Source organism: Pseudomonas sp. H3_E04 (assembly GCF_054668915.1).
The window spans coordinates 1394295-1415279 of the sequence record NZ_CP162797.1 but is presented as its reverse complement, the minus strand read 5'-3'; the positions used below and the strand labels follow the sequence as shown (position 1 = coordinate 1415279).

Genomic DNA, 20985 nt, shown 5'->3' with positions numbered 1-20985 from the left:
GCCCGCTCTCGGCATTGATCAAGTGTTGAGGACGGGCCTACTGGTCCGCAGTCTGCATCCCTGCTCGCGTCGATTTGCCCAGCGCATGGGCAAAAAACCGTCCCGCTTCGGAAATCAGGTTGCGGTGAATATCCTCGCGATCGACTCCATCAGCATCGGTGCACAACGCCGGCATGGCGCGAATCTGCTCTTCATTGCATGGCGCCAGAAACACGAAGTGCCCTGCCCCGGCCAGCAGTTTGAAGTCCGGCGCGGTGGGCAGCTTGCGCGCGAGGGCGGCAGCGTTTTTATCAAAGGCCACCAGTTTGTCGCCGTCGCCGCTGTAGAGCAGCACCGGTACGTGCACGTCAGCGAGGGTATGACGGCCGAATTTCAGGCTCAGCGGCGCCATCAGCAGTAACGCGTGAACCCTTGGATCGGCCACCGGTTGCAAATCTTCGCGATCGACAATCAGCTCACCCTGGGTGTTGCAGGCGTCGTGATCGTCCGGGCGTTCCTGGCAATAGCGCCGTAGACGATCAAGATCCGGTTGCGCCCCGGAAAGAATCAATGCGGTCTCGCCACCAGCCGAATAGCCAATGACCCCGACCTGATCAGCATTGACGAACGGCGCCAGCATGCTGTCGCCGAGCGTCGCGGTGATCGCTTGGGAAATCTGAATTGGTCGCCCATATAGATTGCTCAACGTGCCGAGACGGCTGTGGTCCCGCCAGTTGTCGCCGGGGTGAATCACCGCCACCACTACGAAACCCTTGCGCGCCAGCGATGTGGCCAGATCATGCAAGGCCAGCGGCGTGCCGGTGTTGCCGTGGGAGAGCATCAACATCGGAAAGCGGCCGATGGCGACTTTAGTGTCTTCTCCGGCCTCGACCGAGTAACCCTCAAGCAAACTCATGTGCTCGCGGTCACTGGACGGGTAAAAGGCGATAGCGCGCATCGGTTGCAGATCGAGCGGGTCGAGAAAGGTCATCTCGTGATAACCGACGCTCCAGACAGGGTGCCGCCCCGGCGCGGCCTGCACTGAATTCAGGCTGCCCAGCAGGCAAATCAGCAACATTGCACAAAGATGCCTCATGAATGCCCCACCCTGTTGGACCACATCATCGGATGTGTTGGAACTGCATAACCCGGGCCAGATTATGTAACAGCCGGAAACAAAAAACTCCGTATTCGGCCCTTGCGGAACCAGAATACAGAGTTTTTTGCGGATTACCTGAACATCAGCTGTTCTTTACGCAAGCCTTACGCGGCTGCAAACAGTTGCTCACTGATCTTCGCTTGAGCAGCGCTCATGGCGTTGTTGCGCACTTCTTCGCCATAGGCCAGACCCTCAGCGCGAACGATTTCGATGTCGGTGATGCCGAGGAAGCCCAGCACCAGCTTCAGATATTCCTCGTGCGCGATGCCGCTGGCCTGACCGGCGTGGATGCCGCCGGAGGTCGACACGATGATCACTTTCTTGCCACCGCACAGGCCTTCAGGGCCGGCTTCGGTGTAGCGGAAAGTCTGGCCGGCGACGGCGATGCGGTCGATCCACGCTTTCAATTGGGTTGGCACAGTGAAGTTGTACATCGGCGCGGCAATCACGACAGCGTCGGCAGCGATGAATTCGGCCAGAGTCGAGGCACTCAGCTCGGCTTCGTGCTGTTGCGCAGCGTCGCGCAGTTCGGCGGTGGTGCCAGCGGCGACCAGCGTGGTCGACGAGAAATGGCTGATGGCATCGGCAGCCAGGTCGCGATAAGTGACCACGGCGCTCGGCTCGGCGGCTTGCCAGGCGTCGGCGACCTGACGGCTCAACTGACGGGAAGCAGAGTTGTCGCCCAGAATGCTCGAATCGATGTGCAACAGTTTCATGTGGGTTCTCCTGAAAGAATCGCCGGTGGCGACGGAATGGAGACAATCCTACGCAACAAACCAATAGCTGATTAGTCGCCGGCAATGCGATAGTTCGTCCCATTGATAGAACGACTGGAAACGCGCATGCAGGACCTTAACGATCTTTACTATTTCGCCAAAGTGGTCGAAGCCGGTGGTTTTGCCGCCGCCGGGCGATTGCTCGGAATTCCCAAGTCACGGCTTTCGAGGCGGATTGCCGAGCTGGAAGAACGTCTCGGCGCGCGTCTGCTGCAACGCACCACCCGCCAACTGAATCTCACCGCTGTCGGCGAGCGCTATTTGCGCCACTGTCAGGCGATGTTGCTGGAAGCGGAAATGGCTGACGAAGCCGTGGCGAGCATGTCCAGCGAACCACGCGGGCGCTTGCGGGTGTCGTGTCCGACCGGACTCGCCCATGAAATGCTGCCGACGGTGATCAGCGACTTTCTTGGCAAATTTCCGCAGGTGCAACTGGAGGTCGTGCTGCTCAATCGCCGTGTGGATCTGGTCACTGAAGGCATCGATGTCGCTTTGCGGGTGCGCGATCACGGCGATGAAGATCCGTTGCTGGTCACTCGACGTTTGCGTCAGGCCCAGGCGGTGGTAATCGCCAGCCCGGATTTCATGCAAGGCAAGACCATCAATCATCCGCAGGACCTCAAGAACCTGCCGGTGCTCGGCGCGCTGGAAGCTGATCGCATGGTCCATGTGCGTCTGCTCGACCAGCAGGGCAAGAGTGTCGATCTGAGCATGGAAGCGCGGCTGGGCATCGATGACTTTGTCGTGCGCAAGGCCTGCGTGCTCGCCGGTCAGGGTTTCACCGTGCTGCCGATGATGTTCTGCGAGACCGAACTGCGTAACGGCACGCTGGTGCAGGTGCTGCCGGAATGGTCATTGCCCGGTGGCTGGTTGCAAGCGGTGTATCCGCACCGGCGCGGGGTGATGCCGGCGGTGCGTGCGTGGATCGATCATCTGGTCGAATCGTTCGATGCCTGCGGGGAGCGGTTGTTATGAAACAGGGAAAGATGAGCGAAGCCGAGGTTGGCGCATTCTGTCTGGCTCTGCCGGGCGCGCGGGAAGATTATAAATGGGGCGGCGTGCGGGTGTTCTCGATTGCCGGCAACAAGATGTTCGCCTTGCAGGGATTACGCGGCGATTCGCTGGCGTTCAAGGTCGACAAGGATCTGTTTCTCGGCCATTGCGACCGCCCGGGGATTCATCCGGCGCCGTATCTGGCGCGCGCGCAGTGGATCATCATGCACCCGCCCTACCCGCTGAGTGCCGAGGAATTGCAGGGGCTGTTGCAGCGATCACATCAACTGGTGGTGAGCAAGTTGCCAAAGAAAACCCAAATCGGCCTGCGTTTGTAAGCACGCAAATCCTGTGGGAGCGAGCCAGCTCGCGAAGGCGGTTTGTCAGGCGACTCATCAGCGAGGATGAGATTGCTTTCGCGAGCAGGCTCGCTCCCACAGGGGATTTTCGGTGGACTTTAGATCAGCGACAGCAAGTTCGATCCGAGAAAAATCTGGTCAATCCAGAACACCTGATGCAGCAGCACGATCACCCAGAACAGAATCTGAAACGACACCTTGCGGGTCTTGTGCCGAAACACTTGCTGCGCGATCAACGCACCGGGCCAGCCGCCCGCCAGTTCTACCGCATGCAGGATGTTTTCCGGGGTGCGCCAGGCATCGGCGCGGGCCTTGCGCTTGTCGGCCCAATACAGAAAAAACGCCAGCACACTGACAATCCCGTACGCCGCCAGAGGCACCCGCGAGATGCCGCTGAGCCACATCGACAGTGAGCCGAACAGCGGCAGCGCGCAGACGATCAACAGCACCACAAGCTTCAACTTCACATGCTGAAGGCGCCCGCCAGAAGCTCGTCCTTGCGGGCGCTGCGCGCGCGAATCGTTCATGGCTTGGCCGCCGACCAGTCCACCCAGCCGAACTGCCAGGTCGCCAGAATGAACAGGCCGAACGCTATTCGGTACCAGGCAAACGCTGCGTAGCTGTGGTTGCCGATGAACTTCAGCAAACCGCGCACAGCGATCATGGCGAAGACAAACGCGGTGACGAAACCAATCGCGAATACCGGGAAATCCGCTGGCACAAACAGATCACGGTATTTGTAGCCCGAATACACCGCCGCACCCACCATGGTCGGCATGGCGAGAAAGAATGAAAACTCGGTTGCAGTCTTGCGCGACAGGCCGAACAGCAAGCCGCCAATGATCGTCGAGCCGGAGCGCGAAGTGCCGGGAATCATTGCCAGGCATTGCGCGAAACCGATTTTCAGCGCATCGGTCCAGCGGATCTCGTCAACGGTTTCGGCGTGGACTTCATGCTGGCGCTGTTCGGCCCACAACATGATGACCCCGCCAACCACCAGCGCTGCCGCCACGGTGATCGGGTTGAACAGGTATTCGTGAATCAGATCGGCGAAGATCACACCCAGCACCACCGCCGGCAGGAAGGCGATCAGCAGATTGGCGGTGAAACGCCGTGCGCTTGGCTGGGTCGGCAAGCCGATCACCACGTCGAGGATCTTGCGGCGAAACTCCCAGACCACCGCGAGAATCGCGCCGAGCTGAATAATGATGTTGAACGCCATGGCCCGTTCGCCGCCGAAGTTCAGCAAGTCGGCGACGATGATCTGGTGTCCGGTACTCGAAATGGGCAAAAACTCCGTCAGCCCCTCTACAATTCCTAGAATCAGTGCCTGCAAGGCGGTCCAAAGATCCATCAATCCCCCAGAGAGCGATGCGCAAGGCATGCCCCGATAGTATTTTTTCGTTCACTGCGTCCAGCGTAGCCGGTAAAAGCTGTAGCGATTGCGCGCACAGGATCCACACGAAACGGTAAAAATTCCGTGAAATGTCAAAACCGGATTCAGGTTTTTGCGCGCGGGGCCGAAATCCTAACAGACAAGCCTCAATAGCGCTGTGCGTGTTGGAAGGCTTGAATCGCACGGTCCCGGACACTCAGCTGTGGCCGGATGCTGGCGATCATTTATTACAAGAACAAGAATCCCGGAGTGACAGCGTTATGAACAGCTTGCGCAGTGTGTCGATCAGCCGACGCTTGTGGCTCATCTTGATCGTGGCGGTGGTCATGTTGCTGACCTTGGGCGTGCTGATGCTCAAGCAGATCCACGACGACCTCTACCACGCCAAGGCGCAGAAAACCCAGCACGTGGTGCAGACCGCCAGCGGCCTGCTCACGTATTACCAGGGTCTGGAGACCGCTGGCACCCTGACCAGGGACGCGGCGCAAAAGCAGGCACTGACGGCGATCCGTGGCCTGCGCTATGACCAGAGCGACTACTTCTGGATCAACGACCTCACGCCCGTGATGGTCATGCACCCGACCAACCCCAAACTCGAAGGCCAGAACCTCTCGGCGATCCGCGACCCGGACGGTTTTGCGGTGTTCAACGAGATGGTCGCCATCGCCAAGGCCAAAGGCGCGGGCATGGTCAATTATCGCTGGCCGAAACCGGGAGCGACTGATCCCGTTGCCAAGACCTCATATGTGAAGCTCTTTGAGCCGTGGGGCTGGGTGATCGGTTCCGGCGTGTACGTCGACGACGTGCAAGCCGAGTTCCAGGGGCAGATGATCAAGGCCTCGGCAATCGGTCTGGCGATTGCGCTGATCATGGCGCTGCTGGTGATTCTGATCGCGCGCAGCATCGTTCGTCCGTTGCAGGAAACCGTGAATGCCATGGCCAACATCGCCAGCGGCGAAAGCGACCTGACCCGCAGCCTCGATACCCATGGCAAGGATGAAGTCACCGAGCTTGCCCATCACTTCAATGCCTTCACTGCCAAATTGCGCCGAGTGATTGGAGATTTGCAGATCTCGGCCAGCGCCCTGGGCCAGTCATCCAGCGAGCTGGGTAACGATGCCTCGCAGGCACAGCAGCGCAGTCAGCAGCAATCGCAGCAAATGGAACTGGTGGCCACGGCGATCAACGAAGTCACCTACGGCGTGCAGGACGTGGCGAAAAACGCAGAACATGCCGCCGCAGAAATGCGCGATGCCGAAGCGCAGGCGCAGCAGGGGCAGATCAACATCGACGGCAGCCTGCAGCAGATCGACAAGCTATCCGGCACGATCGATCAGGCGGTGGAGGTGATCCGCACGCTGGCGGCCGAAAGCACGCAGATTGGCAGCGTGTTGGAGGTGATTCGCTCGATTGCCGAACAGACCAACCTGTTGGCGCTTAATGCGGCGATTGAAGCGGCGCGTGCTGGTGAACAAGGTCGCGGGTTTGCCGTGGTCGCCGATGAGGTCCGATTGTTGGCGCAGCGCACGCAGAAATCGACGGCGGAGATTCAGTCGATGATCGAGCGTTTGCAGAACCACTCCGAAGCTGCGGTGAAGGTGATTGGCGACAGCAGCAAGGCTTCGCAATTGACCATTGAACAGGCGGCACTGGCCGGGGCGAGCCTCAATGCGATTGGCCAGGCGTTGCGTAATCTCAACGGCCTGAATGCTTCGATCGCCAGCGCCACGTTGCAACAGGCGCATGTGGTTGAGGACATCAACCAGAACGTCACCCAGGCGGCCGGGCTGTCGCACAGCACGGCGTTGGCGGCGGAACAATCCAGTGCAGCCAGTCTGCGCCTTGGGCAACTGAGCGAACAACTGAACGGGTTGCTTCGGCAGTTCCGGGTCTGACTCAAAACCTGTGGGGTAGTCTGGAATCTGCGCATAGCCTCAACCCCTGTGGGAGTGGGCTTGCCCACGAAGGCGGCGGGTCAGGCGAATTTTCTGTGTCTGACACACTGCCTTCGCGAGCAAGCCCGCTCCCACATGAGATTGGTGGGGTTGTCGGGAATTTGCGGACAACATCAAACCCTGTGGGAGTGGGCTTGCCCACGAAGGCGGCGGGTCAGGCGAATTTTCTGTGTCTGACTTAATGCCTTCGCGAGCAAGCCCGCTCCCACATGAGATTGGTGTGGTTGTTGGGAATTTGGGGACAACATCAAATCCCGTGGGAGTGGGCTTGCTCACGAAGGCGGCGGGTCAGGCGAATTATTTGTAACTGACTTAATGCCTTCGCGAGCAAGCCCGCTCCCACATCAGATTGGTGGGGTTGTCGGGAATTTGCGGACAACCACAAATCCTGTGGGAGTGGGCTTGCTCACGAAAGCGGCAGGTCAGGCGGATTGTCTGTGTCTGACTTAATGCCTTCGCGAGCAGGCTCGCTCCCACATGAGATTGTTGGGGTTGTCGGGAATTTGCGGACAACATCAAACCCTGTGGGAGTGGGCTTGCTCACGAACGCGGCGGGTCAGGCGAGTTTTATGTGTCTGACACACTGCCTTCGCGAGCAAGCCCGCTCCCACATCAGATTGGTGGGGTTGTCGGGAATTTGCGGACAACCTCAAATCCTGTGGGAGTGGGCTTGCTCACGAAGGCGGCGGGTCAGGCGAATTTTCTGTGTCTGACTTAATGCTTTCGCGAGCAGGCTCGCTCCCACATGAGATTGTTGGGGTTGTCGGGAATTTGCGGACAACATCAAACCCTGTGGGAGTGGGCTTGCTCACGAAGGCGGCGGGTCAGGCGAATTTTCTGTGTCTGACACACTGCCTTCGCGAGCAAGCCCGCTCCCACATCAGATTGGTGGGCTTGTTGGGCTTGTTGGGAATTTGGGGACAACATCAAATCCTGTGGGAGTGGGGTTGTCGGGAATTTGCGGACAACGTCAAACCCTGTGGGAGTGGGCTTGCTCACGAAGGCGGCGGGTCAGGCGAATTTTCTGTGTCTGACTTAATGCTTTCGCGAGCAGGCTCGCTCCCACATGAGATTGTTGGGGTTGTCGGGAATTTGCGGACAACATCAAACCCTGTGGGAGTGGGCTTGCTCACGAACGCGGCGGGTCAGGCGAGTTTTATGTGTCTGACACACTGCCTTCGCGAGCAAGCCCGCTCCCACATGAGATTGGTGGGTTGTCGGGAATCTGGGGACAACATCAAATCCTGTGGGAGTGGGCTTGCTCACGAAAGCGGCGGGTCAGGCGAGTTTTATGTGTCTGACTTAATGCCTTCGCGAGCAAGCCCGCTCCCACATGAGATTGGTGGGGTTGTCGGGAATTTGCGGACAACATCAAATCCTGTGGGAGTGGGCTTGCTCACGAAGGCGGCGGGTCACGCGGAGAAGATGTCGACTGGACGGGCCCTTTCGCGAGCGGGCTCGCTCCAGCAGGGTTCTTCAGTGTTTGGGTGAATGCAGTACAATCCGCCCCCTTCTTCATTCCCCCAAAGGAATCTTCATGTCCGGGCTTGAACTGTTCGCCGCTGCCCTCGGTGTCATCGCCGTGTGGCTGACGGTCAAACAGAATCCGTGGTGCTGGCCGATCGGGCTGGTCATGGTGTTGCTCTACAGCTGGATCTTCTTTGAGGTGAAGCTGTATTCGGACATGTTGCTGCAAGTGATCTACGCCGCGCTGCAAACCTACGGCTGGTGGCAGTGGACCCGCGCCGGGACGATGCATGACGGGCGCCAAGTCACCCGCCTCGACACGTGCTCAATTCTGCGCGGCCTCGGCGTCGGGGCCATCGGCAGCCTGCTGCTGGGCGCAGCGATGGCGCACTGGACCGACGCCGCACAGCCGTGGCTCGATGCGGCGCTCACCGGTTTCAGTCTGGTGGCGCAACTGTGGATGGCGCAAAAACGCCTGCAATGCTGGGCGCTGTGGTTTGTCCTCGATGTCATTTTTGTAGGCCTGTTCATCTATAAAGGTCTGTACCTGACCGCAAGCCTCTATGGGCTGTTTACCCTGCTCGCGGTGCAAGGCTGGCGCGAATGGCGCGCTGATCCGGCGTTGCGCACATGAAAGTCGTTGTTCTCACCGGCCCGGAATCCACCGGCAAGAGCTGGCTCGCGGCAGGCCTGGAGCAGCGTTTCGGCGGCGTGCGCGTTGATGAATATGTGCGTCGGTTTATCGAAGAAAACCCACGCGACACTTGCCTCGCGGACATCCCTGAAATCGCCCGAGGCCAGTTGCAATGGGAAGATCAGGCGCGAGCCAAGCAACCCTCACTGCTGATCCTCGACACTCACCTGCTGAGCAACATCCTCTGGAGTCAGACCCTGTTCGGCGATTGCCCGGACTGGCTTGAAGCCGAATTGCTCGCGCGCCATTACGACCTGCACCTGCTGCTGTCGCCGCAACAGATCGATTGGACCGAAGACGGCCAGCGCTGCCAACCGGATATCAAGGATCGCATGGCGTTCTACGAAGCCACTCGTGACTGGTTGACTGAGCATCAACGGCCGCTGCAAGTTATCGAAGGCGACTGGGTCGAACGCCAAGCCCAAGCCTATGCGGCGGTCGAGCATTTGCTGTCCCACTGAGCCGCCACGGCGGCATTCAAGCAAATCTGTCCGCTTTTGAAACACTCCTGACCGCGCAAAGCCCCGTCCAAACGCTGTTCATCACTCCGTCATGCGACCTGTTACGCTGATGAAACACATCGGCGCAAACCCTTGTGCCAGAGCTTTCCGGTGCCAATCGCCGGCCAAGCGCTCCTTCCTGTGTTTCAGCGGTGAAACAGTGGCCGCGACACCATAACTTCCAAAGCCGCCAAGCCATTGAAATAACAAGACATCCCAAAACCGGCACAGCTTTCGCTCTCTCCTTCACAACGCTGAAACCCAGCCCACTGAAGAAGGAATTGCAGCCGTGGGGAATTTCAATAAAAGCCTGACCTGCCTCCTGCTGATCGGATCAGCCGCCAGCGCATTGATCAGTGTCAGTGCCCAGGCCGAAGGCAATGGAGTGATCGTCCTCAACCGCGACGTTCAGCCAATCCCGATCGGGCGCAACGGCGGCAAAGATCCCTATCCAACCACGGTCAACGCCAACCCTTCGGCGCGGATCAACCAGACCCTCAGCAGCACCGAACTCACTGACGGTGATTTCGCCAGCGTCGCCAGCGGCTCATCGATTCGCGGCAACATGACCACGCCCAGTTCCAACCTGCCCGGCATGAACACCCTGACCAACCAGAACGGCCTGCCTGGCATGCGCACGGGCAGCGGCGGCGGCTCTGGCGCCTCGATTTCCAATACCGTCAACCGGGCGATGAGCACCGGGCTGGCGCCTCTGACTCGCATGGCCGGAGGCCAATGACATGAATCGCACCCTGCTGCTTCTCGCCCTGCTCGGCTGCACCAGCGCCATGGCCGATTCGGCTTCAGTCAACAAGGCCAATATTCAGGATTCCGGTGCGCAGTATCGCGGCAACTTCAACGTCAACCAGGCCGCCGGTGACCAGATGCAACAGGCCAACACCAAGGCGATTGCCATCGGCACCGAAGCCCATGCCACCACCAACGTCAGGCAGAACATCGACACGCCCGCCAGCCGCGCCATCGACGCGAGCGCCAATATCGGCGGCAATTCTTTCAGCAATGGCAACGGCATCCTCGGTGTGAACCAGGGCGCCGGTGCCAACAATCAAATGGCCAACGTGACGCGCGTCAGCATCAGTGCCGGCCCGCAAAGCGTTGACGACAGCGCCCTTTCACAACAGAACGTGGCGTTTGTACCGAGCTCAGGAGCAACTGGTACCTCAATCGGCAGTCGCCAGGTCACTACCAGTGATCAGGCCTTCACCGGCAGCCGCGGGGTAATCCAGGTGAACCAGAGTGCCGGGGTGGGGAACCGAATGGCTAACACCCTGAGCATCCGGGTCGCAGACTGACCCAAACAAAAAGCAGTGCAATTAGAAAAGTCCCAACACTTAACCAACTAATAAGCACGACGGAGAAACACCATGAAACCTACAATGGCTCTCAAACCACTGGTTTTCGCACTCGCAGCAGTGATGGCAATGGCAGCACAGGCCGGCGGCCGTGGTGACGATAACGGTCATGGTAACGGGCACGGCAATGGTCACGGCCAGCCACAAGGTCCGAATCTTGAACAACTGCTGCAGATCACCGCAGGCGCCGGCGCCGCTGTACTTGACGCACAAAACAGCGACGGCAACGTGGTGAAAAACCAGGGCACCCTGAACAATGCCAATGCCAGCGACTCGCTCAACGGCTCCAACGGCAACATGGGTGCCAACGTGGCCGCCGGCGACGCCAACCAGCAGGACAACGCTGCTGCACTGGCCACCGCTGACGAAAGCTTCATCTTCGGTAATGCTGTTGCCGCCTCGAGCGCGACTCAGGTGAACAACAACAACTACGTGAAAAACTCGTCCACCTTCAACAACGCCACGCTCAACAATGCAGGTAACAATGGTTCCGGCAACATCGGCATCAACGTGACCGCCGGCAACTTCAACCAACAGAAAAACAACCTCGCCATCGCCGTTTCCGGTGGTCGTGTAGCGCAGGCTGCTGCCTCAGCCAACCAGTCCTCGACTGGCCTGGTCGTGGAAAACAAAGGCGTGCAAGCTTACAAAACCGACACCCTTACCGGTACTTACGCAGCCGCTGGCGTATTCAAAGCCAAAGGCACCGCGACCATCGAAGACGACAACCATGGCGGTTGGGGTAACCGTGGCGGCGGCCACGGCGGCAACGATGATCAGAAAGCCAAGTTCGAAGCCGTGGGCAGTTTTGGCCTCGCTGGCGTCACCACCCAACAAGTGCTGACCAAAGACGGCTGGAAAACCCCAGTCGTCAACAACGCCAACATGACCAACTCGATGAACAACTTCTCCGGCAACGGCGGAGCCAACGTCTCGGCGGGTGTGGGCAACCAACAAAGCAACTCGCTGTCCATCGCCGCAGGTTGCAAAGCCTGCATGTAATCGCGATCGAAACGAAAGCCCCGGCAACGGGGCTTTTTTCCCAGGTTCCACAAGGCGTATTCGATCATGCGGACTCCTGCCCTCCTCGCTCTGCTTTGTCTGTGTGGCCTGACTCAGGCGGCGCAGATGCCGGTCGCTGCCCTGCCGGGTGGCGTGCTGGTCTACAAGGACGTGCAAAGCATTCGTGAGCGCAAGTTTGCCGACATCGTCGAACAGAAAACCGATTTCAGCTGCGGCGCTGCTGCACTGGCAACGGTTCTGCGCCAGGCCTATTGGCTCGACGTCGATGAGGAGCACATCATCAAAGGCATGCTGGTCAACGCTGATCAGGACCTGGTGCGAACCCAGGGTTTCTCCATGCTCGACATGAAGCGCTACGTAGAAAGCATCGGCATGCGTGCCCGTGGCTACCGGATCCCGCCCGAGAAACTCGAAGCGGTGACCATTCCGGTGGTGGTCCTGATGGACATTCGCGGCTACAAGCATTTCGTCGTCCTGCAGCGTTCGGACAAGGATTGGGTCTACATCGGTGACCCGGTTCTCGGCCACAAGCGCTACAAGCACGACGACTTTGTCAAAGGTTGGAACGGCATCGTCTTTGCCATCGTCGGCCCCGGTTACGACAAGGCCAACGCCTTGCGCAGCCCTCCCGTGCCGCTGACGGCGAAGAACTCGCTGGACAGTTTCAACCCGGTCAAAGATGCGGAATTGATGGATTTCGGGTTCATTCAGAGCGACTTCTTTTAATCGCCGAGTTAGAGAATGGGACTGGATGTCCCGGGAGCAGCAGATGAAAAGCTCATACTGGCTGGCCGCCGCCTGCCTGGCAGCGAGTGCGTCAGGTTTAGCCCATGCCGGATTCAAACCCATCGAAATCAAGGACCAGGAGCTCGCCGAGCTGCGCGGTCGTTACGTCATGCCGGGGCGGATCATCAGCTTCGGCATTGTCATGAGCAGTACCTGGCGCAACGCCAGCGGCGATTTGATCGGGGCTGCGACTTCGATGCAGATCCAGGCTGCAACGGTCAAACCGGAATTCTATGTCTCGACCATCAAAGAGTCCGGCAACGGCAGTACGCCCACATTGGGTACCGGCACTGTCATCGGTGGCGCCGGCCTCAATAGCAGCCAGGGCGTGACGCAAAGCGTGCGCGCCGCCGGCGATGGCAACACCGCCAACAACAACGTCGCGATCAACGTCAGCGAAGCCGGTCAGGCGCCGGCACTGGTACCGTCGCAAGGCCAGGCTCTTATTGCCGGGCAGACCATCACCGGCAGCAACGGTGCCGGCAGCGTCGCGGTTTCGGCCAATGGCGGTGGCGTACAAATGGCTATTCAGGCCAGCGGCAATCAAGGCACCGCGCTGCAACAGGTCGCCCAGGGCGGGCTGCTGCAGAACACCCGTTTGCTGGGCAGTGCCAACGTGGTCAACAACCTTACGCAGCTCAACGTCGTACTTAACAATAACGGCAGAAGCGCCGGTGCACTGGACTGCAACCTGACTCAACTCGGGGCCCTACGCAATATCGGATATTGAACTACGCTGAGTCTCGATCATTGGGCTAAAAGGGACGGCTTATTCATGTATCGATCAGTATCACTGCGTGCTGCAGTGTGTTTGAGTACCCTTCTCCCGGCGGCAATGCTGCAAGCAGCACCCGACGCCGATGTAGAAGCCCTGAAACGGGAACTTCTGGAACTGAAACAACGATACGAACAACAACAACAAGCGCTGGCGGTACTTGAACAACGGGTCCGCCAGGTAGAAGAGACACCCGCCGCCCCACCGCCAAAACGGCTGGCCAAATCGCCGTCCGACATGAAAGGCAATCGCGTCGCTAGCGGAGCCGCCACAGGCACCGGTGCGGCCGCTGCATCGGGAGGCGCCGCCGGGGGCAGTGGCGCTTCCTACGGTCAATCGCTGGCCGATGATTCGCAACCGGCGCAGAGCGTTTCCAACCTGTATGACGAAGCCAGCGGCTTTTTCGGTGGCGGCAAGTTCAGTTTCGAAACCGGTGTCACCTATTCGCGCTATGACACCCGCCAGTTGATCCTGAACGGGTTCCTTGCGCTGGATTCGATCTTCCTGGGCAACATCAACCTCGACCGGATCAAGGCCGACACCTGGACCCTCGACCTCACCGGTCGCTACAACTTCGACAATCGCTGGCAGTTCGACCTGAACGTGCCGGTGGTGTATCGCGAGTCGACGTATCAATCCGGCGGCGGCAATCAGGGCGCTGCAGGTGTGACCACCGAAGAAACCGTGACCAAGGATCCAACCATTGGCGACGTCAACTTCGGTATCGCCTACAAGTTCCTCGACGAGTCGGTCAACACCCCGGACGCCGTCGTCACCTTGCGCGTCAAGGCGCCGACCGGCAAAGACCCGTTCGGCATCAAACTGCGCCAGACCGACGCCAATTCCAACCTGTTCGTGCCCGACACCCTGCCCACCGGCAACGGCGTCTGGTCGATCACCCCGGGCATCTCGCTGGTCAAGACGTTCGACCCGGCGGTGCTGTTCGGCAGCCTCTCCTACACCCACAACCTCGAGGAGTCGTTCGACGACATCAGCTCCACCGTCAACCAGAAAACCCCAGGCAAAGTGCGCATCGGCGACAGCTTCCAGATCGGCGCCGGCATCGCCTTCGCGCTCAACGAGAAGATGAGTATGTCGTTCTCGGTCTCCGACCTGGTGCAGCGCAAGAGCAAGCTGAAACAGGACGGCGGCGATTGGGAATCGGTGGTGTCCAGTGATGCCAATGCCGGCTACTTCAACGTCGGCATGACCATCGCGGCCACCGACAACCTGACGATCGTGCCGAACTTGTCGATCGGCATGACCGATGATGCGCCGGACTTTTCGTTCAGCCTGAAATTCCCGTATTACTTCTAAAAGCAAAAGATCGCAGCCTTCGGCAGCTCTTACATACGGATTGCGTAATCCCTGTAGGAGCCGCCGAAGGCTGCGATCTTTTGATCTTCAGCCAACTAACGAATCTGATGCTTATGCAACAACCGATAAAAAGTAGGCCGCGAAACTCCGAGGACTTTCGCGGCCACACTCAAATTATCACTGTGCCGATTCAACACATCACACAACGCCTGCCGTTCCGCCCGGGTCTTGTAATCCTCCAGCGTGCCCATCGGCGTGGCAATCGAATGCTGGCTGATCAAGCCCAGATCCCGCGCCTCGATCTGCCGCCCCTCAGCCAACACCAACCCACGCCTTACCCGGTTGGCCAGCTCGCGCACATTCCCCGGCCAGTCGTGCTTGCCCATGGCTATCAACGCATCTTCGCTGAAGCTTCTTGGCCGGCGCCCGGTTTCATGGCTGTAGAAGTGCGAAAAGTGGTTGGCCAACATCGACAGATCGCCATGGCGTTCACGTAGTGGTGCGGTCACCACTTGCAGGACGTTGAGCCGGTAATAAAGGTCTTCACGAAAGCGTTTCTTCTCGATCGCTGCTTCCAGGTCCACGTGGGTCGCCGCGAGCACTCGCACGTCCACCGGTATCGGCTGACTGCCCCCTACCCGTTCAATGTGCTTTTCCTGCAGAAATCGCAGCAGATTTGCCTGCAATTCCAGCGGCAGGTCGCCGATTTCGTCGAGGAACAACGTGCCGCCATTGGCCGCTTCGATGCGTCCGACCTTGCGCTGGTGGGCGCCGGTGAACGCACCTTTCTCGTGGCCAAACAGTTCGGACTGAATCAGATGCTCGGGAATCGCGCCGCAGTTGATGGCTACGAACGGTTTGTTGTGGCGCTGGGACTGCCGGTGCAGGGTGCGCGCAACCAGTTCCTTGCCGGTGCCGCTTTCGCCGCGAATCAAAACCGGCGATTCGGTGGGGGCCAGTTTGCTCAGCAGTTTGCGCAGTTCGCGGATCGGCTTGCTGTCGCCGAGCAATTCGTGCTCCGGCTGATCGACATGAATCGTACCCTGCCCGCGCAGGCGTGCCATGCCGAACGCGCGGCCCAGGGTGACCTGGACGCGTGAGACATCGAAGGGCAAGGTGTGGAAATCGAAAAACCATTCGCAGACGAAGTCGCCGACGTTCTGCAAACGCAGGACTTCCTGATTGAGGACGGCAATCCATTCGGTGCCGCTGCGGCTGATCAGCTCCTTGACCGCTTCAGGGCGTTCAAGGTGAAACGGTTGCAAGCGCAGCAGGCCGACGTCGCAGGCTCGCGCGCTGGCATTCTCCAGATTACAACTGTCGACATCCCAGCCTACGGCGCGCAATCCGGGCAACAGGCGATAGCAGTCGTCGCAGGGATCGACCACCAGTAAACGTCTCGACGCAGGCGCTTCGCTCATGACTGTTCCTTGGCGCCAAACATTGGAAATGATTGTAAAAACAGTCATTTGGCAGACCCGGTTGTAACACTAGCAAGATTTTGACGGGTGCTTGTATCGATTGCTTATAGGGGGGTTATTAAAAGAGTTATAAGAAAGTTGGTTGTTAGTTAGCTATCGACTATTTGATTTGCCCTGAATTGTGCTGACTCATGTCGAAAATTTCTTTGTTTGATTTGTGACCCACCCCCCGGTTGCGTGCATCAGTACAAGTAACCCGCCGCACGGTAAGCCCAACCGCCGGCACATCACTTGATTGGGCGCTAATAGAGAGAAGACCCCATGACTGCCCCGCTGCGTATCAACGAAGCTCTTTTGATTGCCAACCACGCCTTCAAGCCTTTTCAGTGCGTGGCCTGGGCGCCACAAGACGGCAATGGCGAACTGAGCCTGACCGTCGTCGACCGCACCAACTCCCATATCGGTCGCAAACAGATTCCGAGCAGCGCCTATTCTGACCCGGCGCAACTTGAACAACTGCTGCAGCAGGCCCGCGCCGAGCTGAGCGAAGACGGCCACACGCTGCAATCATGGTCGATGCCGCACTGATAACCGAACAAGGGCGGATGACGTTAAAGTCATCCGCCCTTGTTGTATACATCGTCGAATAAGCAACGTACTTGCAGTGCAGTTGCAACCAAAGTACTTGGCTCGCTTGCGACTGGTTCAACAAGACACTGTTCTGGCACAGTGCGACCGTCGTTCTGTTAGTTGTTGCAGTTGTACTTCTCGCGGTTCAGGGATTGAATGTTTCGCTCGTGCAGTCAGCCGCCCAATCACTGGGTATCGGCTCACTCGCAAGGAGACGCGTGCATGTCCACCCTGAGCACCTATGCGCTGCCTACTGCATGGAACAACCCCGGTTCGCTCGACTCGACATTCGCCATTGGCGGTGTTGCGCAGGTGTACTTCGCCGGCAGTTTGTCCAGCCAGACCCAACATGTCGCGCTCGACGCACAGGGTCGGATTCTGGTCGCCGCCAAAGTCGGTACGCCCAAGGGAAGTCGATTCGGCCTGGCGCGGCTGCTAGTCGATGGTTCGGCGGATTTGTCGTTCGGCATTCAGGGCAGCGTGATCGACAGCTTTGTCGAGGGTTTCGAAGCCAAGGCCGGTAAGGTTCAGGTGTTAGCCGACGGCAGGATTCTTCTGGCCGGCCTGCATTATGAAGATACCCATCGCACCCTGCCCGCCCTCGCCCTGTTCGAGGCCAACGGCCAGCCAGACCGAACCTTCGGTGATAACGGTATCCAGATCGTGCGCCTGCCCGGCGAACTCTCCATGGGCACCCGCGACAACTGGCTGCCGCCGGGCGTGCCAGGTGTCGAAGCCTGTGACTTTGCGGTGCAGCAGGACGGCCGCATTCTGCTGATCGCCAACCATCATTTCAGCCTCGCCGATCACGCCGGGATGCTGATTCGCCTGCATCCCGATGGCCGTCTCGACGAATCTTTCAATGGGCGCGGATTTGTCGTGGTCCGGCACCTGCTGCTCAATACCTGGCTGAGTACGCTGCTGTTGAAGAAGGATGGGCGCGTCGTCGTCGCAGGCTCCATCGACTTTCCTCAGCAAGGCCTGCTGGCGGTGTATCGGCCCGATGGCAGCCTGGATGAGCGCTTCGCCGTCGACGGCTTCATGGCCTTCAAGGCCCACGGCAATAGCGCTCAGGTCAGCCAGATCATTGAATCCGACGACAGACTCTATTGTTTCGGCAGCAGCCGCGATCCGATCCGCTGTTTGACGTTCGTCCTGCACGCCAACGGTCGACCGGACCTGCACTGTCATCATGGCCAGCCACAGGTGTTGGACATCGGCCCCAGCGGATGCCAATGGAACGCCGCCCAGTTGATGAGCAACGGCCGGATAATTGCCGTAGGCGCCACCATCGGCGGCGTTGAGGCCGACTTCATGGTCGCCCGCTATCTGCGCAATGGCAGCCTCGATCCAGCGTTCGGACAAGGCCACGGCTGGCTGCGCACGCGACTGGGGCGAAGTCTCGACGCAGCCAGTTCGCTGGCCGTGCAACCGGACGGGGCCATTGTTGTAGGCGGCTATTCACTGGATGGCAACTACCGGGCGATGGTTGCGCGTTATCTGAATCCATAAATCGGCTGCACGCACACTTTCACCGTCTATCGGTTAGATAGCCGTACCTGTAATTTCTGACAGTAGACGAATACTTCGATCAGGCATCAGATATCGAGGCGCGCAAATGGCTGCGTGTACGACTGAAAAAGGGAATTTCAAAATGACCGATCAAGAGAAATTATCAGCACCACTAACGCCTGCCGCTATTACGACTCACTCCACGACAGGCAATGTTCCAGTGATACGCGAGGTCACCAACGGTAAAGGCGAATCCATCCCCAACGGTGGCATCAGCAGAGACGGCAACCTGCAGATCAGCGGCTCGGCTCTTCCGGGAGAACATGTGCATATATCGGATGCGGGGCTCCCCGTTGCCGTAGTAATTGCTAACGTGCAGGGCGACTTCATCGTGGCACTGGCCAATGTGCAAACGGGCCAGCATACGTACATAGCGAGAAATGCCGACGGGGTCGTCTCGGCTCCATGGACAGTCACCGTCGCCTCCGAGGTGCAGAGCGCGCCGGTAATTGAAGTGGTCTACGGGCCTGACGGAAAGGTTGTCCCCGACGGACAGAGCACATTTCATGATGAACTGAACCTGATCGGCCAAGGCATACCTGGCCAAGTAGTGGAGCTATTGTGCAACGGGACGGTGATTCGGCTTCTGAATATTGACTCGATCGGGCATTGGAGCGCCAATGTCACAGGACTTCAAACGGGCATTCAGCGCTTTGTAGCACGAGCACCCAACGGGCTTGAATCAGCCTCATGGCAAGTTGCGGTAATCAAACCGCTAGCGCTGAAAATCAAGTTCGTGATCGGTCAGGAGCAGTTTCAGGAGATCGAGAATCATGGCGTCACAACTGATAGGGCTGTCACGATTATCGGTACGGGCATCCCTGGCGAGACGGGCTGGATTGTTGACTACCACAAGGATCTCGTCTCTTGGGCAGTCGATGATCGCGGAATCTTCAGCGCAACAGTAAGGGATCTTGCCGTAAACCATGTGCACACTTTGCGGTGTAAGTCCGATTCGGGCCGCCTGTCGGCACCCTGGGCAATTCGAGTGGTTGCATCAAAGATCTAAGCGTCGATCCATGCGTCAGCGTTGAAGCATCACAGATCCACGGCGTAAGGGCGCCGTGGATCCTTTGGATATAGAGCCCGCGCCGCATTTAAAATGCGCGACCGTTCTACCTGTCGCATCCCGAAACCTTGATCTTCCTTGAAACATCCGGCAACTTTCGCGCTTCTAAATAAAAGGAGCAGCCGATGTCCGGTTCAATCGCCCAGGCGTTCGCGCACAACTTCCTCGGGCAATCGCCACGCTGGTACAAGGCGACCATCGTCGGTTTTCTCATTCTCAATGCCGTGGTGCTGTTCACCATCGGTCCGGTTGCGGCAGGTTGGCTGCTGGTGATCGAATTCATTTTCACCCTGGCCATGGCGCTCAAGTGTTATCCGTTGATGCCGGGCGGCCTGCTGTTGATTGAAGCGTTGCTGCTGAAGATGACTACGCCGCAAGCGCTTTACGATGAGTTACTGCACAACTTTCCGGTGATCCTGCTGCTGATGTTCATGGTCGCTGGCATTTACTTCATGAAGGATCTGCTGCTGTTTCTCTTCTCGCGGCTGCTGTTGGGCGTGCGCTCGAAAGCGATTCTGGCGCTGATGTTCTGCTTCTTGTCGGCATTTCTTTCGGCATTTCTGGATGCGTTGACCGTGACGGCGGTAATCATCAGTGCGGCTGTCGGTTTTTACTCGGTGTATCACCGGGTCGCGTCGGGCAACGATCCGCGTCAGGACAGCGAATTCGGCGACGATCAGCATTTACCGTCGCGACACCATGAGGACTTGAATCAATTCCGCGCATTCCTGCGCAGCCTGTTGATGCATGGCGCGGTTGGCACGGCACTCGGCGGGGTTTGCACCTTGGTGGGTGAGCCACAGAATCTGTTGATCGGCCATGAGATGGGCTGGCATTTCGGCGAGTTCTTCCAGAAAGTTGCCCCGGTGTCGCTGCCGGTACTGGCGGCGGGTCTGGTCACTTGCGGGCTGCTGGAGAAGCTGCGCTGGTTCGGATACGGCACGCTGCTGCCGGACAACGTCCGCGCCGTGCTGGCGAACTACGCCGCCGAGGACAACGCCAAACGCACGCCTCGCCAGACGGCGGCGCTGCTGGTGCAAGGGGCGGCGGCGCTGATCCTGATTGGTTGCCTGGCGTTTCACTTGGCTGAAGTCGGCCTGATCGGATTGATGGTGATTGTGTTGATCACCGCGTTTACCGGGATCACCGACGAGCATCGTCTGGGCAGCGCGTTCAAGGACGCCATGCCGTTTACTGCACTGCTGGTGGTGTTTTTTGCCGTGGTGGCGGTCATTCACGATCAGCATCTGTTCGTCCCACTGATCCAATGGGTGTTGGCGCTGCCGATGGATCAACAGCCGGGCATGTTGTTTATCGCCAACGGCTTGCTCTCGGCGATCAGTGACAACGTATTCGTTGCGACCATTTACATCACCGAAGTGAAACAGGCTTTTCTTGCCGGACACATGACTCGCGAGCACTTCGAGACATTGGCGATTGCGATCAATACCGGCACCAACCTGCCGAGCGTGGCGACACCTAATGGTCAGGCAGCGTTTCTGTTCCTGCTGACCTCGGCGATTGCACCGCTGGTGCGGTTGTCGTACGGGCGCATGGTGTGGATGGCGGTGCCATATACGGTAGTGATGGGACTGCTGGGCTGGTATGCCGTGAGTTACTGGCTCTAAGCAACACTGAACACACCTGTGGGAGCGGGCTCGCTCCCACATTGGTTTTTGTGGGTTACCGGGCTTTTGCAGGCGCCGCGAAAACCTGTGGGAGCGAGTCTGCTCGCGAAGAG

At 58.8% G+C, this 20985-nt stretch carries 20 protein-coding genes; 15 read left to right on the top strand and 5 right to left on the bottom strand.

What is annotated here, in order from left to right; genetic code table 11:
• Positions 1–37 precede the first annotated feature (37 nt).
• Positions 38–1075 (bottom strand): alpha/beta hydrolase family protein, encoded by a 1038-nt coding sequence (locus AB4N53_RS06405; RefSeq protein ID WP_460119113.1) that lies wholly within the window; start codon positions 1073–1075, stop codon positions 38–40.
• A 167-nt stretch (positions 1076–1242) separates the two neighbouring features.
• Entirely contained in the window at positions 1243–1854 is a 612-nt protein-coding gene (locus tag AB4N53_RS06400; protein WP_460119111.1) for an FMN-dependent NADH-azoreductase, read from the bottom strand.
• A gap of 126 nt (positions 1855–1980) precedes the next feature.
• On the opposite strand from AB4N53_RS06400, the gene AB4N53_RS06395 reads away from it, so the two are divergent.
• Together AB4N53_RS06395 and AB4N53_RS06390 are read left to right on the top strand one after the other, a co-directional pair.
• Positions 1981–2889: a LysR substrate-binding domain-containing protein gene (locus AB4N53_RS06395; protein WP_460119109.1), complete on the top strand. Its 909-nt coding sequence runs from the start codon at positions 1981–1983 to the stop codon at positions 2887–2889.
• Entirely contained in the window at positions 2886–3245 is a 360-nt protein-coding gene (locus AB4N53_RS06390) for an MmcQ/YjbR family DNA-binding protein (protein WP_460119107.1), read from the top strand. The genes AB4N53_RS06395 and AB4N53_RS06390 overlap by 4 nt, the downstream gene beginning before the upstream one ends.
• A 119-nt stretch (positions 3246–3364) precedes the next feature.
• On the opposite strand, the gene AB4N53_RS06385 is transcribed toward AB4N53_RS06390, so the two are convergent.
• Positions 3365–3793 (bottom strand): DUF1294 domain-containing protein, encoded by a 429-nt coding sequence (locus tag AB4N53_RS06385; protein ID WP_460119105.1) that lies wholly within the window; start codon positions 3791–3793, stop codon positions 3365–3367.
• On the bottom strand, positions 3790–4620 hold the full coding sequence (locus AB4N53_RS06380; protein ID WP_460119103.1) for an undecaprenyl-diphosphate phosphatase: 831 nt from the start codon (positions 4618–4620) through the stop codon (positions 3790–3792). The genes AB4N53_RS06385 and AB4N53_RS06380 overlap by 4 nt, the downstream gene beginning before the upstream one ends.
• Positions 4621–4922: 302 nt before the next feature.
• Between AB4N53_RS06380 and AB4N53_RS06375 the strand changes: the two genes are divergently transcribed.
• The 9 genes from AB4N53_RS06375 to AB4N53_RS06335 all read left to right on the top strand — a co-directional run bounded on the left by AB4N53_RS06375 (position 4923) and on the right by AB4N53_RS06335 (position 14552).
• On the top strand, positions 4923–6557 hold the full coding sequence (locus AB4N53_RS06375; protein WP_460119101.1) for a methyl-accepting chemotaxis protein: 1635 nt from the start codon (positions 4923–4925) through the stop codon (positions 6555–6557).
• A 1597-nt stretch (positions 6558–8154) separates the two neighbouring features.
• Positions 8155–8718, top strand: coding sequence for a nicotinamide riboside transporter PnuC (pnuC, locus tag AB4N53_RS06370; protein WP_460119099.1), 564 nt, complete (start codon positions 8155–8157; stop codon positions 8716–8718).
• A complete protein-coding gene (locus AB4N53_RS06365; protein WP_460119097.1) occupies positions 8715–9239 on the top strand; it encodes an AAA family ATPase in 525 nt (174 codons plus the stop codon). The genes pnuC and AB4N53_RS06365 overlap by 4 nt, the downstream gene beginning before the upstream one ends.
• A gap of 328 nt (positions 9240–9567) precedes the next feature.
• A complete protein-coding gene (locus AB4N53_RS06360) occupies positions 9568–10017 on the top strand; it encodes a hypothetical protein (protein ID WP_024012918.1) in 450 nt (149 codons plus the stop codon).
• A gap of 1 nt (position 10018) precedes the next feature.
• Positions 10019–10591 carry an adhesin gene (locus AB4N53_RS06355; RefSeq protein ID WP_460119094.1) on the top strand — a complete coding sequence of 191 codons (573 nt, stop codon included), beginning with the start codon at positions 10019–10021 and terminating at the stop codon, positions 10589–10591.
• A 72-nt stretch (positions 10592–10663) separates the two neighbouring features.
• Positions 10664–11653: a heme utilization protein gene (locus AB4N53_RS06350; RefSeq protein WP_460119092.1), complete on the top strand. Its 990-nt coding sequence runs from the start codon at positions 10664–10666 to the stop codon at positions 11651–11653.
• A 66-nt stretch (positions 11654–11719) separates the two neighbouring features.
• Positions 11720–12400, top strand: coding sequence for a C39 family peptidase (locus AB4N53_RS06345; protein WP_024012915.1), 681 nt, complete (start codon positions 11720–11722; stop codon positions 12398–12400).
• 43 nt (positions 12401–12443) lie between these two features.
• Positions 12444–13190, top strand: coding sequence for a hypothetical protein (locus tag AB4N53_RS06340; protein WP_460119089.1), 747 nt, complete (start codon positions 12444–12446; stop codon positions 13188–13190).
• A gap of 45 nt (positions 13191–13235) precedes the next feature.
• Complete coding sequence (locus tag AB4N53_RS06335) at positions 13236–14552, top strand: hypothetical protein (RefSeq protein ID WP_460119087.1); 1317 nt, start codon at positions 13236–13238, stop codon at positions 14550–14552.
• Between the two features lie 95 nt (positions 14553–14647).
• On the opposite strand, the gene AB4N53_RS06330 is transcribed toward AB4N53_RS06335, so the two are convergent.
• Positions 14648–15973, bottom strand: a complete 1326-nt coding sequence (locus AB4N53_RS06330) for a sigma-54 dependent transcriptional regulator (protein ID WP_460119085.1) — start codon at positions 15971–15973, stop codon at positions 14648–14650.
• Between the two features lie 321 nt (positions 15974–16294).
• Between AB4N53_RS06330 and AB4N53_RS06325 the strand changes: the two genes are divergently transcribed.
• The 4 genes from AB4N53_RS06325 (at position 16295) to nhaB (ending at position 20872) form a co-directional block, all read left to right on the top strand.
• Positions 16295–16561: a hypothetical protein gene (locus AB4N53_RS06325; RefSeq protein ID WP_095179983.1), complete on the top strand. Its 267-nt coding sequence runs from the start codon at positions 16295–16297 to the stop codon at positions 16559–16561.
• 264 nt (positions 16562–16825) lie between these two features.
• Entirely contained in the window at positions 16826–18115 is a 1290-nt protein-coding gene (locus AB4N53_RS06320) for an NHL repeat-containing protein (RefSeq protein WP_460119083.1), read from the top strand.
• Positions 18116–18257: 142 nt separating this feature from the next.
• Positions 18258–19184, top strand: coding sequence for a hypothetical protein (locus AB4N53_RS06315; RefSeq protein ID WP_460119082.1), 927 nt, complete (start codon positions 18258–18260; stop codon positions 19182–19184).
• Positions 19185–19369: 185 nt separating this feature from the next.
• Complete coding sequence (nhaB, locus tag AB4N53_RS06310; RefSeq protein ID WP_460119080.1) at positions 19370–20872, top strand: sodium/proton antiporter NhaB; 1503 nt, start codon at positions 19370–19372, stop codon at positions 20870–20872.
• The last annotated feature ends 113 nt before the right edge of the window (positions 20873–20985 follow it).

Excerpts from the sequence above, each read along its gene's own strand:
- AB4N53_RS06405 (WP_460119113.1), bottom strand. The coding sequence starts at position 1,075 with ATGAGGCATCTTTGTGCAATGTTGCTGATTTGCCTGCTGGGCAGCCTG.
- AB4N53_RS06400 (WP_460119111.1), bottom strand. The coding sequence starts at position 1,854 with ATGAAACTGTTGCACATCGATTCGAGCATTCTGGGCGACAACTCTGCT.
- AB4N53_RS06395 (WP_460119109.1), top strand. The coding sequence starts at position 1,981 with ATGCAGGACCTTAACGATCTTTACTATTTCGCCAAAGTGGTCGAAGCC.
- AB4N53_RS06390 (WP_460119107.1), top strand. The coding sequence starts at position 2,886 with ATGAAACAGGGAAAGATGAGCGAAGCCGAGGTTGGCGCATTCTGTCTG.
- AB4N53_RS06385 (WP_460119105.1), bottom strand. The coding sequence starts at position 3,793 with ATGAACGATTCGCGCGCGCAGCGCCCGCAAGGACGAGCTTCTGGCGGG.
- AB4N53_RS06380 (WP_460119103.1), bottom strand. The coding sequence starts at position 4,620 with ATGGATCTTTGGACCGCCTTGCAGGCACTGATTCTAGGAATTGTAGAG.
- AB4N53_RS06375 (WP_460119101.1), top strand. The coding sequence starts at position 4,923 with ATGAACAGCTTGCGCAGTGTGTCGATCAGCCGACGCTTGTGGCTCATC.
- pnuC (WP_460119099.1), top strand. The coding sequence starts at position 8,155 with ATGTCCGGGCTTGAACTGTTCGCCGCTGCCCTCGGTGTCATCGCCGTG.
- AB4N53_RS06365 (WP_460119097.1), top strand. The coding sequence starts at position 8,715 with ATGAAAGTCGTTGTTCTCACCGGCCCGGAATCCACCGGCAAGAGCTGG.
- AB4N53_RS06355 (WP_460119094.1), top strand. The coding sequence starts at position 10,019 with ATGAATCGCACCCTGCTGCTTCTCGCCCTGCTCGGCTGCACCAGCGCC.
- AB4N53_RS06350 (WP_460119092.1), top strand. The coding sequence starts at position 10,664 with ATGAAACCTACAATGGCTCTCAAACCACTGGTTTTCGCACTCGCAGCA.
- AB4N53_RS06345 (WP_024012915.1), top strand. The coding sequence starts at position 11,720 with ATGCGGACTCCTGCCCTCCTCGCTCTGCTTTGTCTGTGTGGCCTGACT.
- AB4N53_RS06340 (WP_460119089.1), top strand. The coding sequence starts at position 12,444 with ATGAAAAGCTCATACTGGCTGGCCGCCGCCTGCCTGGCAGCGAGTGCG.
- AB4N53_RS06335 (WP_460119087.1), top strand. The coding sequence starts at position 13,236 with ATGTATCGATCAGTATCACTGCGTGCTGCAGTGTGTTTGAGTACCCTT.
- AB4N53_RS06330 (WP_460119085.1), bottom strand. The coding sequence starts at position 15,973 with ATGAGCGAAGCGCCTGCGTCGAGACGTTTACTGGTGGTCGATCCCTGC.
- AB4N53_RS06325 (WP_095179983.1), top strand. The coding sequence starts at position 16,295 with ATGACTGCCCCGCTGCGTATCAACGAAGCTCTTTTGATTGCCAACCAC.
- AB4N53_RS06320 (WP_460119083.1), top strand. The coding sequence starts at position 16,826 with ATGTCCACCCTGAGCACCTATGCGCTGCCTACTGCATGGAACAACCCC.
- AB4N53_RS06315 (WP_460119082.1), top strand. The coding sequence starts at position 18,258 with ATGACCGATCAAGAGAAATTATCAGCACCACTAACGCCTGCCGCTATT.
- nhaB (WP_460119080.1), top strand. The coding sequence starts at position 19,370 with ATGTCCGGTTCAATCGCCCAGGCGTTCGCGCACAACTTCCTCGGGCAA.